This window comes from Frankia nepalensis (assembly GCF_016786325.1).
GTDB lineage: Bacteria > Actinomycetota > Actinomycetes > Frankiales > Frankiaceae > Pseudofrankia > Pseudofrankia nepalensis.
In genome coordinates this window covers 1-13,692 of sequence record NZ_JADWYU010000218.1, presented here as the reverse complement: position 1 = coordinate 13,692, position 13,692 = coordinate 1, and the positions used below count along the sequence as shown (strand labels likewise).

General features: G+C 70.8%; 9 protein-coding genes. 5 read left to right on the top strand and 4 right to left on the bottom strand.

Annotated features, from left to right (window positions below; genetic code table 11):
* Window positions 1-2: 2 nt before the first annotated feature.
* Window positions 3-1,574, bottom strand: a complete 1,572-nt coding sequence (locus I6A81_RS34340) for an AMP-binding protein (RefSeq protein ID WP_203000451.1) — start codon at window positions 1,572-1,574, stop codon at window positions 3-5.
* A gap of 322 nt (window positions 1,575-1,896) precedes the next feature.
* Here I6A81_RS34340 and I6A81_RS34335 point away from each other — a divergent pair, with 322 nt between their 5' ends.
* On the top strand, window positions 1,897-2,628 hold the full coding sequence (locus tag I6A81_RS34335; RefSeq protein ID WP_203000427.1) for an enoyl-CoA hydratase/isomerase family protein: 732 nt from the start codon (window positions 1,897-1,899) through the stop codon (window positions 2,626-2,628).
* Window positions 2,629-2,840: 212 nt separating this feature from the next.
* Here I6A81_RS34335 and I6A81_RS34330 read toward each other — a convergent pair whose 3' ends face one another.
* From I6A81_RS34330 to I6A81_RS34320, 3 genes are all read right to left on the bottom strand, one after another.
* Entirely contained in the window at window positions 2,841-4,055 is a 1,215-nt protein-coding gene (locus I6A81_RS34330; RefSeq protein ID WP_203000426.1) for a CaiB/BaiF CoA transferase family protein, read from the bottom strand.
* Window positions 4,056-4,086: 31 nt separating this feature from the next.
* The gene (locus I6A81_RS34325) at window positions 4,087-5,523 is read right to left on the bottom strand and encodes an aldehyde dehydrogenase family protein (RefSeq protein WP_203000425.1); all 1,437 of its coding nucleotides are present in this window, start codon (window positions 5,521-5,523) and stop codon (window positions 4,087-4,089) included.
* 372 nt (window positions 5,524-5,895) lie between these two features.
* A complete protein-coding gene (locus I6A81_RS34320) occupies window positions 5,896-7,101 on the bottom strand; it encodes an amidohydrolase family protein (RefSeq protein ID WP_203000424.1) in 1,206 nt (401 codons plus the stop codon).
* A gap of 624 nt (window positions 7,102-7,725) precedes the next feature.
* Between I6A81_RS34320 and I6A81_RS34315 the strand changes: the two genes are divergently transcribed.
* The 4 genes from I6A81_RS34315 to I6A81_RS34300 all read left to right on the top strand — a co-directional run.
* Complete coding sequence (locus tag I6A81_RS34315; protein WP_238428365.1) at window positions 7,726-8,964, top strand: ABC transporter substrate-binding protein; 1,239 nt, start codon at window positions 7,726-7,728, stop codon at window positions 8,962-8,964.
* Window positions 8,965-9,047: 83 nt separating this feature from the next.
* Window positions 9,048-11,894 carry a branched-chain amino acid ABC transporter permease/ATP-binding protein gene (locus tag I6A81_RS34310; protein ID WP_203000422.1) on the top strand — a complete coding sequence of 949 codons (2,847 nt, stop codon included), beginning with the start codon at window positions 9,048-9,050 and terminating at the stop codon, window positions 11,892-11,894.
* Window positions 11,891-12,649 (top strand): ATP-binding cassette domain-containing protein, encoded by a 759-nt coding sequence (locus tag I6A81_RS34305; protein ID WP_203000421.1) that lies wholly within the window; start codon window positions 11,891-11,893, stop codon window positions 12,647-12,649. The genes I6A81_RS34310 and I6A81_RS34305 overlap by 4 nt, the downstream gene beginning before the upstream one ends.
* Window positions 12,650-12,785: 136 nt before the next feature.
* Window positions 12,786-13,692 (top strand): TIGR03619 family F420-dependent LLM class oxidoreductase (locus I6A81_RS34300; RefSeq protein WP_203010411.1); only part of this gene is annotated, 907 nt, incomplete at its 3' end.

The following is a 13,692-nucleotide window of genomic DNA, read 5'->3' as shown; positions in this document are numbered from 1 at the left end:
TCCTATTCTCTCGCCCGGCGCGCCGCAATGTCCCCTCGGAGCACCACCTTCTGGATCTTGCCGCTCGCGGTCCGGGGGAAGTCCGGCACGGTGTGGATCTCCTCTGGCCACTTCTGCCTGGCCAGGCCCACCCCCGTCAGGTACTCCCTCAGCTCCTCGAGCGTCGGCGCCTCGTGCCCGGGCAGCAGGCGCAGCACCGCGGCGGCCCGCTCGCCCAGGCGCGGGTCCGGGGCGGCGACGACCGCGACCTCGGCGATCGCGGGCATCCCGAGCAGCGCCTCCTCGACCTCCAGGGCACTGATGTTCTCGCCGCCCCGGATGATGAAGTCCGCCTTGCGGTCCACGATCGTGAGATACCCGTCGGCGTCGAGCACTCCCACGTCGCCGGTGTGGTACCAGCCGTCGGCGTCGAACACCTTCGCCGTCAGCTCCGGGTCGAGGTAGCCCAGGCACAGGTCCGGCCCGCGGCTGAGGATCTCGCCGTCCTCGGCGAGCTGGATCTCGACGCCGGTCATCGGGTCGCCGTCGGTGTAGATCCGCTTCTCCAGCGGGGCGCTGTACGGCGATCCGGTGATCGACGGGTGCTCGGTGCTGCCGTAGGAGCGGTAGGCGGTGACGCCGAGCTCGGTGAGCCGGGAGGTGATGGCCACCGGGACCGAGGAGCCGCCGAGGCCGGCGTAGCGCAGCCCCTCGAGGTGCTTGCCCGGCACGAAGTCCGGGTGATCGATCAGGCTGGTGATGAAGTAGGTCGCGCCGCCGCCGACGGTCAGGCCCTCGGCCAGCAGCCGCAGGACCTTCGCCGGGTCCCAGACGTCGATCAGGTTGATGGGCAGCCGGTCCAGCACCGGGAGCAGGAAGGCGTTGAGCATCCCGATGAAGTGGCCGACCGGGGCGCCCGTGAGCTGCGCGCCCCGGTCCGGCGCCAGCAGCCCGCCGAGCTGGCGGGTCTCGAAGACCAGCGTCTGGTGGCTGTGCACCACGCCCTTCGGGTCGCGGGTGGTGCCGGACGTGAACGCGATCACCGTCGGCGCGCCCGGGTCGACCTGGATCACGCCTTCCAGCGGCTCGTCGGCGAGGAGGTCGTCGAAGTCCGCCGCTTCACCGGGTCGGTCGGGGTCGCGGTCGACCACGCCGACGATCGGCACGCCGGCGCTCAGGTCCGGGTGACGCTCCATCCGGCCGAACCGCTCCGCGGTGATGAACACCTTCGGCTGGACCGTGCGCAGGATGTAGTCGAGCTCCTTGCGGCCGTAGAAGTGCACGATCGGCACCAGGACCGTGCCGAGGAACGAGGACGCGTAGAAGACCGCCGCCGCCTCCACCCAGTTCGGCAGCTGTGCCGCGATGACGTCACCGGGGCGGACTCCCCGCGCGCGCAGCCCAGCGGCCAGCCGGCGGGCCAGCCGGTCCACGTCGCCATAGGTCCCCTCGTACGGCCGTACCGCCGAGTGCACCCGGAACTGGGCATCGGGCGCGTCCGCGAGCCCGGCCGCCAGCAGGTCGCCTAATGTCTCCCGGGTCCACCACCCTTCGGCCTCATACCGCTTCACCAGCTCGGCGGGAATCGTTCGCAGGACGGGGCTCACTGGGCTTCCTTCCGTGACGGACTTCGGCTGCGGGCATTGGCTGACGGCCCGGGCGAACACCGCCCGGGCCAGGCACCCGCCGGCGGCCGCGGCCTGCTCCCGGCGCCGGCCGGGGGCCGGCGCGCGGCCCGGCTTCCCTCCTCTTGTCCGGGGGGTTCGCCCGGGTCCTCGCTGGTCTCGGGCTCGCTCGGTCGCGCGGGCGCGCCTGGGTGACGTGATGCTCGGGAAGGCTTTCGCCGGCGCGCGGGCCGGCAGTGAGACGGTACTCTCGCCAAACGAGAACGTTAATACCAACGGCGGAGAAGGCACAGTGATCGATCTCGAAATCGAGGCGGGCCTCGCGGTTGTCACGATCAACCGGCCGGAGGCGCGCAACGCCATCTCGCTCGCCACCATGGACGAGCTGGAGAAGGTGCTCGACACCGTCGACGAGTCGGGGGCGCACGCGCTGGCCATCACCGGCGCCGGCGACCGCGCCTTCATCTCCGGTGGGGACATCAAGGAGCTGGCCGCGATCCGGACGCTGGAAGGCGCCGTCGACATGGCGCTGCGGATGCGCGGGCTGTGTGACCGGATCGCCGCCTTCCCGGGCCCGGTCATCGCCGCCATGAACGGCCACGCCCTCGGTGGCGGCGCCGAGGTCGCCGTCGCCGCCGACATCCGGATCGCCGCTGAAGGGATCCAGATCGGCTTCACCCAGGTGATGCTCGCGATCATGCCCGCGTGGGGCGGCTCGGAGCGGCTCGTCGGGATCGTCGGCCGCGGCCGGGCGCTCATGCTGGCCGGCTCCGGCACCGTGGTCGACGCCGCCGAGGCGGCCCGGCTCGGCCTGGTCGACCAGGTGCTGGGGCGCGAGGAGTTCGACGCCGGCTGGCGGGCGCTCGCGCGGTCCCTGGCGCACCGGCCGGCGAGCGAGATCAAGAGGATCGTGTCCGGCACGACGACGCCTCAGGAGGCGGCCGAGGCGTTCGGACGCCTCTGGGTCACCGACGAGCACTGGGCCGCGGTCGAGAAGGTCCAGAGCCGGATCAAGAAGAAGTAGCCGACAGACGCCCCGAGGGGGCCGCCCGGACGGGCGGCCCCCTCGGCGTCTCGGGAGCGGGCCGAGGACCGCCGCCGCCGCGCTGGCGCCGACTCCTGACACAGCGAGGAGGCCGCCCGGGTGGACGGCCTCCTCGGTGACGCTGATGACCATGCCGCCGGCTGTCGCGGCGCTGGTCACGGTGGTGCTGACGAGCCTCGGGCCCGGCGGCGTCAGGTGACGGCGCCGGCCGACTTCAGCTCGATGATGCGGTCCCAGTCGTAGCCCAGCTCGAGAAGGACCTCCTCGGTCTGGGCGGCGAAGTCCGGGGCCGGCGCGGGGACCGGCGCGGTGACGTCGAACTGGACCGGGTTCGCGACCAGCTCCATCCCGCCCGCGTCGATGATGTACTCGTTCGCCCGGACCTGCGGGTCGGCCGCCACCTGCAGCGAGTCCTGCACCGGCGCCCACGGGCCGGACAGGGTGCCCAGCCGCTCGGTCCACTCGGCCAGGGTCCTGGTGGCGAACGCCTCCCGCAGCAGCCGGACGCCCTCCGGAGTGTTCGCCGCGATCGACTCGGCCGTGGCGAACCGGGGGTCGTCGGCCAGTTCCGGCAGGTCGACGTGCCGGCAGACGTCGGCCCAGAACCGGGTCGGCTGCAGCATCACCAGCGAGATGTAGCGGCCGTCCTTGGTCTTGTAGAGGCCGGACAGCGGGTTCGTCGGCGCGCCGTGCTCCCCGGGCGTGACGCCTTCGAAGGGCATGCCGACGAAGTTCGACAGCGCGATCCCGTGCCCCATCGACCACACCCCGCTGCCCAGCAGCGAGACGTCGACGATGGAAGGCTCACCGGTCCGCTCCCGCCGGAACAGCGCCGCGGCGATGCCGCCGGCGAGGTTCGTGCCGGAGATCGTGTCGCCGTACGCCGGCCCCGGCGGGTTCATCACGCCCTCCGTGCCCGGCGGGGTGAGGCTCGCCGCGGACGAGCCGCGCGACCAGAAGGCCGTCATGTCGAAGCCACCCTTGGTGGACTCCACGCCACGCGGCCCGAGCGCGCTGCCGCGCGCGTAGACGATCTTCGGGTTGACGGCGCGGATGTCGTCGACGTCGATGCCCAGCTTCGTGCGCACCTTCGGCAGGAAGCTGGTCAGGAAGACGTCCGACCGGCGCGCCAGCTCAAGCAGAACCTCACTGCCCGCCGGGTTGGCGAGGTCGAGGCCAACGCTCTTCTTGCCGCGGTTGCCATGCCAGATGTTCGGGTTGGGGCCCGAACCGTCGACCTTCATCCTGCCGATCTGCACGAGGCCACGCTGCGGGTCACCCGAGACCGCGTGCTCGATCTTGATGACCTCCGCGCCCCACTCGGTCAGCACCGCGCCGCACGACGGCACGAAACCGTACATCGCGACCTCGAGGACGCGAACGCCCTCCAGTGGCCGGCTGCTCATCGGCTATGTCCCTTGGTCGGTTTTGCCGCGCTCACCTGACGAGCACCGCCAGCGTCTTGCGCTCGAGGAACTCCTCCATCCCGACCACGCCCATCTCGCGGCCGATGCCGGACTGCTTGTAGCCGCCGAACGGCGAGTCGGGGGCGAACCAGTTGCCGCCGTTGACGCTGATGGTCCCGCTCCGGATCCGCCGGGCGACCGCGATCGCCCGGTCGTCGTCGGCGCCGATGACCGAGCCGGACAGGCCGAAGATCGAGTTGTTCGCGATCTCGACGGCCTCGTCGTCACCTTCGTAGGCGATGACGGCGAGCACCGGGCCGAAGACCTCGTCCTGGGCGATCTCGCTGTCGGGGTCGACGTTCGTCAGGATCGTCGGGGTGTAGAAGAAGCCCGGGTCGATCTTCTCCCCGCCGATCGCCAGCGTCGCGCCGGCCTCGACGGCCCGCTTGACCATCGCGTCGACCTTCTCACGCTGCTTGGCGCTGACCAGCGGGCCGACGTAGGTGTCCTCGTCGGCCGGGTTGCCCACCTTGATGTTGGCGAGCACGCCCTTGATCGCCTCGACGACCTCGTCCTGGCGCTCCCGGGGTACCAGCAGCCGGGAGGTGACCGCGCAGCCCTGGCCGGCATGCGAGCAGATCGTCATGGTCGCGACCAGCGCCACCATGCCCGCGTCCGCGTCGTCCAGCATGATCAGCGCGGACTTGCCGCCGAGCTCGAGGAAGACCTTCTTGACGGTCTTGCTCGCGACCTCCATGATCCGCCGGCCGACCGGAGTGGACCCGGTGAAGGTGATCATGTCAACGTCCGGGTGGCTGGTCAGCACCTCGGCGACCTCGACCGAGGGCGAGGTGATGACGTTGACCACACCCGCCGGGATGTCGGTCTCGTTCGCGATGATCTCGCCAAGGGCGAGCGTCACCAACGGCGTGTCCGGCGCGCCCTTGAGGATGACCGTGCAGCCGGCGGCGAGCGCCGGGGCGACCTTGGCCAGCGCGATCTGCGTCGGGTAGTTGTAGGGGATGATCGCGGAGACGACCCCCGCGGCCTCCTTCTCGACCCAGCGGCGGTGCCGCATGCCGTGGGACTCGGTCTCCGGCAGGTCCTCGGTGAACGAGTAGCCGGCGGCCAGCTCCGTGTAGTACTTCACGATCTCGATCGGGACGTCCAGCGCGGCGCCGTAGGTCATGACCCGCGGGTGCCCGACCTCAGCGATCGTCAGCTCGCGCAGCTCCTCACGGTGCTTGACCAGCGCCTCGTACAGCTGGTTCATGCACCGGATCCGGAACTCGACGTTCGTCGACCAGTCGGTGGTGTCGAACGCGCGCCGGGCCGCCTTGACGGCGGCCTCCGCCTGCTCGACGGTGGCGTCCGGCGCCTCGTCGATGACCTCACCGGTCGTCGGGTTCAGTGACACCGTCGTCCGCGGGGCCTCAACCAGCTGCCCGTCGATCAGTAAGCCCTTCAAGGCCGCTCCCTAGCCCTCGTACCTGTTCACCCTTGGTGTCACCATTACCGACCGGGCCGGCAAAGGCCAGTCATCGGCACCCGGTGGCCACGGCGGCGGAGCTGAAGCCCCCATCGCACGAAGTGGAAGCTACATTCTCGCTTACCGCGAATCAACCTTCCGGCGCCGCCGCGAACCCGCTGACCTCCCAGGTAACGCGCGCGTGGCCCGCGCCCACGGCGGCCGGCCCCAGCCCCGCGAGAGACGCGCGGCGGGGACCGGCCGGCCGGGCGTCAGCCGCCGGTCGCGACCGGCGGACGAAGGAGGCGCGACGGTGTTCTTCGTCGCGCCGCTCTTCGTCGCGTCCCGGAAGGCCTCGCGCCTCCGAAGGCCTCAGACCGTGACGGGCAGCGCGGCCGGGACGTTCATCAGCTTGGCCAGGTTCTCACCCATGACCTTGCGAACGAACGGCTCCGGCTGGCCCTTGAGGTCGTCGATGTAGCTGACCGGGTTGGCCAGGCCCTCCGGATGCGGGTAGTCGGAGCCGAACAGCACGTGGTCCTCACCGAGCAGCTCGGCGAGATTCGCGAAGTTCTCCTCCCAGAACGGGCTGATGTAGATGTTGCGGCGCAGGCCCTCGACCGGGTTCTCGAGGAAGTCCTGCGGCATCTTCTTGTAAAGATCCTTGAGAGTCTTGATCAGCGGCCCGACCCAGGAGGCGCCGTTCTCGACCACGGCGATCTTCAGCCGGGGGAAGCGCGTCACGGCGCCGTGGATGACCAGCGACGCCACAGCGTCCTCGATCGGCCGCCACGAGTGCAGCATCCGGAAGGCGTTCGGCTGGAACGGCAGGTGCTCGGTGGCGGACCCGCTCCACTCGCCGGTGAACCGCGAGTAGCCCGAGTCGGACGAGTGCAGGGCGACGAGGATGTCGGCCTCCTGGACCCGCGCCCAGAACGGGTCGAACTCCGGCAGCGCGAACGAGCGTGGCCCCTCGTAGCCGGGCACCGGCGCCGGCCGGACCAGGATCGCCTTGGCGCCCCGCTCCAGGACCCACTCCAGCTCCTTGATCGCCTCGTCGACGATCGGCAGGGTGATCACCGGGGTGGTGAAGATGCGGTCGAGCCCGTTGTAGTTGAACTGCCACGTCTCGTACAGCCACTCGTTGAGCGCGTGGATCGCGGCGTGGGTCAGCTTCGGGTCGTCCTTCATCCGCTCCTCGAGCAGGCTGGCCAGCGTCGGGAACATCAGGGTGCGGGCGAGGCCCTGCTCCTCGTCCATCAGCTTCAGCCGCGAGGCCGGCTCCCGCCAGGCCGGGATGCTCTTCACCGGCTTGCCGAAGATCTCCCGGCGGGACTTACCGTCCGGGTTGCCCTTGCGGTAGTACTCCTCCTGCGCGCCCGGGCGGGCGACCACCTCGAAGGTCGGGTTCGGGATGTACTCGCTGATCGTCCCGCGCACCACGATCTTCGTGCGGCCGTGCACGTCGACGTAGTCGATCGCCTTCTTGTACCTGGCCGGCAGGTACTTGGTGAACGCGTCCGTGGTCTCGTACAGGTGGTTGTCGGCGTCGAACACCGGGATGTCGGGGGCGGTCATCGTGCCTCCTGCTGCTCTCTGGCTACCGCTCGTCCAAGTTAATTCATAATGCACCTGACGGGCGGATGCTCGGGGCGGGCGCCCGGGGACATCATGAGTGGCGATGGTCACCGCGTCCATGATCCGTCCGGCCGGTCCGGGCTGACGGCCAGGCTGGCGCGCGGCCACCGCTCGCGGTCACCCGGTGGCGCACGGCCGCTACGTGACGCGGCCGACCGAGGGCCGGGGGCCCCTCCGTTCAGGCCAGGTGGGAGCGTTGGGCACCCACCGCTACGCCCGGAAACCATTCAACTTACTATGTGAACGCTCACTCGATAATATCGAGATCATCCGGGCTGGCGACGACCAGCTCAGACGGCCGGCCCTCCCCGCCGGACCCCACAACGCCCCGCCGCCGGGCCCCGTCTTTTTGTTGACGTCAACGTCGAAAGCGTGTATTCACTAAGGCCTGTGACGCCCGCCACGTAACGAATCACCATCGCTTGCTCGGACCGACAGCACGACGCACGCTCGCCCAGACAACGCCGGGATCCACACGCGGGAGATGGGACTGACATGCAGCGCACCAGGCGCCTTGGTACCGCGTCGGTCCCCGCGCGGCTAAGAGGCCGGTTCAAGGCCCGCTTGGCCGTCCCCTTAGCCGTCGTCGCCCTGCTGACCGCGGCCTGCGGCGGTGACGGCGACAGCGACGCCCCGACGCCCGCGGCGTCGTCCCCGGCCGCCGTCGACCTCCTCGGGTCGGCGAACCCGGCGCGGGGAGAACCCGTCAAGATCGGCATGATCTCGGACGGCAAGTACCCGGCAAGCGACACCTCGGTCGAGGGCCGGGTCGCCGACGCCACGGCGAAGTGGATCAACGAGCGGCGCGGCGGGCTGGGCGGGCGGCCGATCCAGCTGGTGAAGTGCGAAAGCCTCGGTGACCCGTCGAAGTCGACCGACTGCGGCAACCGCATGGTCGAGGAGGACGTGGCCGCGGTGGTGTTCGGCGGCCCCGCCTTCCCGGAGGCGGCCTGGCAGCCGCTGCACGACGCCGACATCCCGACGTTCTTCTACGGTGTGAGCGCCGAGAAGCTGCTCGGCGATCCCGAGAACACCTTCGTCCTGGGCGACCCGATCTTCGCGGTGGTCGGCATGCCCCTCGGGCTGGCGCAGGAGAACAAGGCCAAGAAGGTCACCGCGATGGTGATCAACATTCCCGCCGCCGTCGGCATCTACGAGAACCAGGCGCCACCCCTCTACGACGCCGCCGGCATCGAGCTCCAGTTGGTCGCCATCCCGCCCGACCAGGCCGACATGACCCCCCAGGCCCAGCGCATCGCCACGGACGGGACCGGCGTCGTCTTCGTCGTCGGCGGCGAGACCTTCTGCACCGCGGCCTTCAACGCGCTGAACTCGGTCGGCTACTCCGGCCTGACCGCGAGCATCACCCAGTGCCTGGGGGACGCGACCAGGACCGCGGTGCCGGGCAGCTTCCTGAAGGACATGACCATCGGCGCCCAGGCCCCGCTCGGGACCGATGACCCGTCCTACAAACTGTTCTCCGCCGTGGCCACCACCTACGGCAAGGACATCGACCTCGGCAGCGGCGTCGCGATCGGCATGTTCACGTCGATGGCGAGCCTCCGGGAAGCCGTCGAGGGCATCTCGCCGAGCGACCTCACGCCGACCGGCATCACGGCAGCGGTCAAGAAGATGCCGGAGAAGGACCTGCCAGGCGCCGGCGGGGTCCAGTTCCGCTGCAACGGCAAGGCCAACCCGAAGCTGCCGGCCGTGTGCGTGCGCGGCGGGCTGACCACGCTTCTGGACGGCAAGGGCATGCCCACCACCTACAAGCCCCTCGGTCAGTCCCCGATCGAGGACTGAAGGCCGGCCGGATCGGCCGATCCGGCCGGTCCGGCCACCACCGCGGCGACGCGGTCCTGACTGGGAGGACGTCGGGAGACGACATGAGTCATATCGGTTCGCTACTGCTCGGGCTGGGCAACGGCGCGGTCTTCGCCGCGCTGGCGCTGGCGCTCGTGCTGACCTACCGCAGCTCGGGGGTGATCAACTTCGCGACCGGAGCGATCGCGCTCTACGTCGCCTATACCTACGCCGACCTGCGCAACGGCGAGCTGCTCGTGCCGATCCCCGGTTTACCGCGGACGGTGGGTCTTGGCACTGACAGCCTGCCGTTCCTGCCGGCAGCGCTGATAGCCCTGTTGATCGGCGCTCTGCTGGGCGCATTGCTGTACGTCGCGGTGTTCCGCCAGCTGCTGGACGCTCCGCCGCTGGCCAAGGCGGTCGCCTCGCTGGCCGTGCTGATCGTCATCCAGCAGGTCATGGTGATGCGCGTCGGCGTCGCGCCGGTGAGCGTCGAGGCGATCTTCCCGGACGAGCGCTGGACGGCCGGGGACCTGGTCGTGCTGTCCGACCGCTTCTACCTGGCGGTCTCGGTGATCGTCCTGACCCTGGTCCTCACCGCGATCTTCCGGTTCACCCGGTTCGGCCTGCTGACCCGGGCGACCGCCTCCTCGCAGACCGGCGCCTACGTCAGCGGCGTGTCCGCCAACCGGGTGGCCCTGAGTAACTGGATGATCAGCTGCGCCGTCGCCGGCGCGGCCGGCATCCTGATCGCGCCGGTCAGCCCGCTCGCCCCGACCACCTACACGCTGTTCGTCGTCCCGGCGCTCGCCGCGGCCGTGGTCGGCGGCTTCCAGAACCTCGTCCCGGCGGTGGCCGCGGGTCTGGCGATCGGCATGCTGCAGGCCGAGGCGCTCTCGCTGGCCGCGGAGCACAGCTGGCTGCCGCGGACCGGCTCGGCCGAGCTGGTGCCGCTCATCGTGATCATCATCGCGCTGCTGGTGACCGGGCGGGCGATGCCGGTCCGGGGTGGTCTGATGCGCCAGTCGCTGGGGCAGGCGCCCCGCGCCCGCCGGCTGACGATGCCGACGGTGCTGGGCACCGCGATCGGCGTCATCGCGCTGGTGGCCACCACGGGCACCATGCGCTCGGCCGTGATCGGTACGTTCATCGCCGCGATCATCGGCCTGTCGCTGGTGGTCGTCACCGGTTACGCCGGCCAGGTGTCGCTCGCCCAGCTGGCGCTCGCCGGCGCCGGCGCCTTCCTGCTGTCGTTCGTCACCGAGAGCTGGAACATCCCGTTCCCGCTCGCGCCGATCGTCGCGGCGCTGGGGGCGACCGTGCTGGGCGTGCTCATCGGCCTGCCAGCGCTGCGACTACGCGGCCTGACCCTGGGCATCGTCACACTGGCGCTCGCCTACGCCATCGAGGCGGTCTGGTTCCGCAACACCCAGATCGTCAGCACCGAGGGCGCCCGGGTCACCCAGCCGAAGCTGTTCGGCCTGGACCTGTCCATCGGCACGGGCCATGCCTTCCCGCGGATCGAGTTCGGCCTGATGGTGCTGGTCGTGCTGGTGGCGGTCGCCTGGGGTGTCGCCAAGCTGCGGATGAGCGCGCTCGGCTCCGCGATGCTCGCGGTGCGCGCCAACGAGCAGTCCGCCGCGGGCATCGGCATCAACGTGGTGAAGATCAAGGTCATCAGCTTCGCGCTGGCCTCGTTCATCGCGGGCCTGGGCGGCAGCATGCTGGCCTACCGGCGCGGCGTCGTCACCTTCGACTCGTTCACCGCCATCGGCGGCCTCGCGCTGCTGACAGTCGCCTACCTGGCCGGTGTGACGTCGGTCTGGGGCGGTCTCAACGCCGGCCTGATGGCCGCCACCGGCTTCCTCTTCTACGCCATCGACCGCTGGGTCGTGCAGGGCGGCTGGTTCCAGGTCATCACAGGCCTGCTCCTGCTCCTCACGATCATCACCAAGCCCGAGGGCATCGCCAGCGACGGCCACAAACTGGCGGACAAGATAAACAGCGTCATCGAGAAACGCCGTCCGAAGAAGGTCCCGGTGCCCGCCCAGGCCCCGGCCGCCGGCGGGACGAGCGACAGGCCCGCCCCGGCCGCGGCCACCGGGCGGACCGCCGCCCTGGAGGTCTCCGGGCTCTCGGTGCGCTACGGCGGCGTGGTCGCGGTCAACGATGTCGCGCTGCGCGTCGAACCCGGCAAGATCGTCGGTCTCATCGGGCCGAACGGCGCCGGCAAGACCAGCGCGCTGGACGCCATCACCGGCTTCGCCCGCGCCACCGGCGAGGTCGCCTACGGCGGGACACGGCTCGACGGCCTCCCCCCGCACGCCAGGGTCCACCGCGGCCTCGCCCGCACGTTCCAGTCCCTCGAGCTCTACGAGGAGCTGACGGTCGAGGAGAACGTCTCCGCCGCGCTCGCGACCGTCCGCGGCGCCGAACGCCACCGGCGTCTGCACGAGGCCCTCGAGCTCACCGGCATCACCGACCGGGCGCACCGGCGCGCGGGCGAGCTCAGCCAGGGCGAGCGCCAGCTCGTGTCCATCGCGCGTGCCTGCGCGAACAACCCCGGCATCCTGCTCCTCGACGAGCCGGCCGCCGGCCTGGACAGCACCGAGTCGGCCTGGCTCGGCGAGCGCATCCGCGGCATCGCGGCGACCGGCACGGGCGTGCTCCTGGTCGACCACGACGTGGCGCTGGTGCTCGGCATCTGCGACCACATCTACGTGCTGGAGTTCGGCAAGCTCATCGCCGAGGGTGACCCGGCCTCCATCCGGGCCAACCGGGAGGTCGCCGACGCCTACCTCGGCAACGCCCACCACACCGGCGACGACGCCGCGGTGGCCGCCGGGGCGGTGGCCGCCAACGGCACGACCGCCAACGGCTCGGCGACCCTGACGGAGTCGGCCCAGGACACCCCGGCGGTGACGACATGACCGCGACGGTCGAGACGACGAATCCCACGACCACCACGACCGCGCGGCTCGAGTGCGTCAAGCTCTCCGGCGGGCGGGGCTCGGCGCTGGCGTTCCGCGACGTCGACCTGAAGCTGGCGCCCGGCAAGGTGCTCGCGGTGCTCGGGCCGAACGGCGCGGGCAAGACGACGCTGCTGCTCACCCTCGCGGGCCTGCTGCCGTCGAAGGGCGGCAACGTCCTCGTCGACGGCGCCAGGCTGCGCGGCGGGCGGCCCGCGCTCGCGAGCCGGGCGGGCCTCGTCCTCGTCCCCGACAACCGCTGCCTGTTCGTCGGGATGTCCGTCGAGGACAACCTGAAGGTCGCGGCCAAGCGGGGCGGGCCGAAGCCGCGCGAGCTGCTCGAGACCTTCCCCGCGCTCGAGCGGCGGTGGGATCTGGCTGCCGGCGCGCTGTCCGGCGGCGAGCAGCAGATGCTCGCGATGGCGCGCGCTCTCATCCAGCAGCCCAAGGTGCTGCTGGTCGACGAGATGTCCCTCGGGCTGGCTCCGCTCATCGTGGAGCAGCTCTTCGAGACCGTCGGGAAGATCGCCAGAGACCACGGCTGCTCCGTCGTGCTCGTCGAGCAGTACGCCAAGCTCGCCCTCGACGCGGCCGACGACGGGCTCGTGCTCTCCCGCGGCCGGGTCGTCCTCGCCGGGCCGGCGGGCGAGCTCGCCGGCCAGGTCGAACGGCTGGAGAACCTGTACTTCGACGCTCCCGAGGACAAGGCCGGCTGACCGGATAGCACGAGATTCCTTCACCGCTCCGAACCCCTGGCCAGGGCCGACCTGACCAGGACGCGGCGCCGGGCTGCTCGCGGCCCGGCGCCGCGTTTTTTGTGCCGGCTCGCCGGCGCGCCCGGAAGGGGAGATCATGAAACTGGCGTTTCCGATGCCGCACCTGCTGCGGCTGAAGGCCACCGGCCAGCCGTGGGAGGCCGCCGTGACCGGCGCGGACCAGACGCGCCTGGCCAGGTGGGCCGAGCGGCTCGGCTACGCGATGATCGCCGTACCGGAGCATCACATCATCCCGAAGGCGCACGTCGACCTCTCGGGCCCGCACTACTTCAGCGCCTACCCGGCCATGGCGTACTGGGCGGGCGCGACCGAGACGATCCGAGTCAACTCCTGCATCGCGATCCTGCCGCTGCAGCACCCGGTCGTCACCGCCAAGGCGCTGTCCACCATCGACTGGCTGTCCAGCGGCCGGGTCACCGTCACCTTCGCGGTCGGCTGGCTGGAGGAGGAGTTCAGGCTCCTCGGGGTGCCCTTCCACGAGCGCGGGGCCCGGGCCGAGGAGTACATCCAGGCGATCCTCGAGCTCTGGACCGCCGACGAGCCCTCGTTCGAGGGCACCTACGTCTCCTTCAAGGACGTGGCCTTCGAGCCGAAGCCCGTCCAGAAGCCGCACCCGCCGGTCTGGTTCGGCGGCGACGCGGACCCGGTGCTGCGGCGGGTCGCGCGGTACGCCTCCGGCTGGTGGCCCTTCCTCACCAAACCCGAGGACATCCCCGCGAAGATCGACTACATCAGGTCCCAGCCGGACTACGACGGCCGGCTCACCGAGGTCTTCTACGGCCTCGGCACCGCGCGCGTGGGCGAGGGCCACGCCGTCCAGGACGACCCGCACGCCCGCCCCGGCATGCCCCGGCAGGAGATCGTCGACCGCCTCGGCTGGTTCAAGGACCTCGGCGTCACGATGAGCTCGGTCCCGATCCCCCCGCTCGCCAGCCTCGACGAGTACTACGACTACACCCAGTGGGTGGCCGAGGAGATCATGC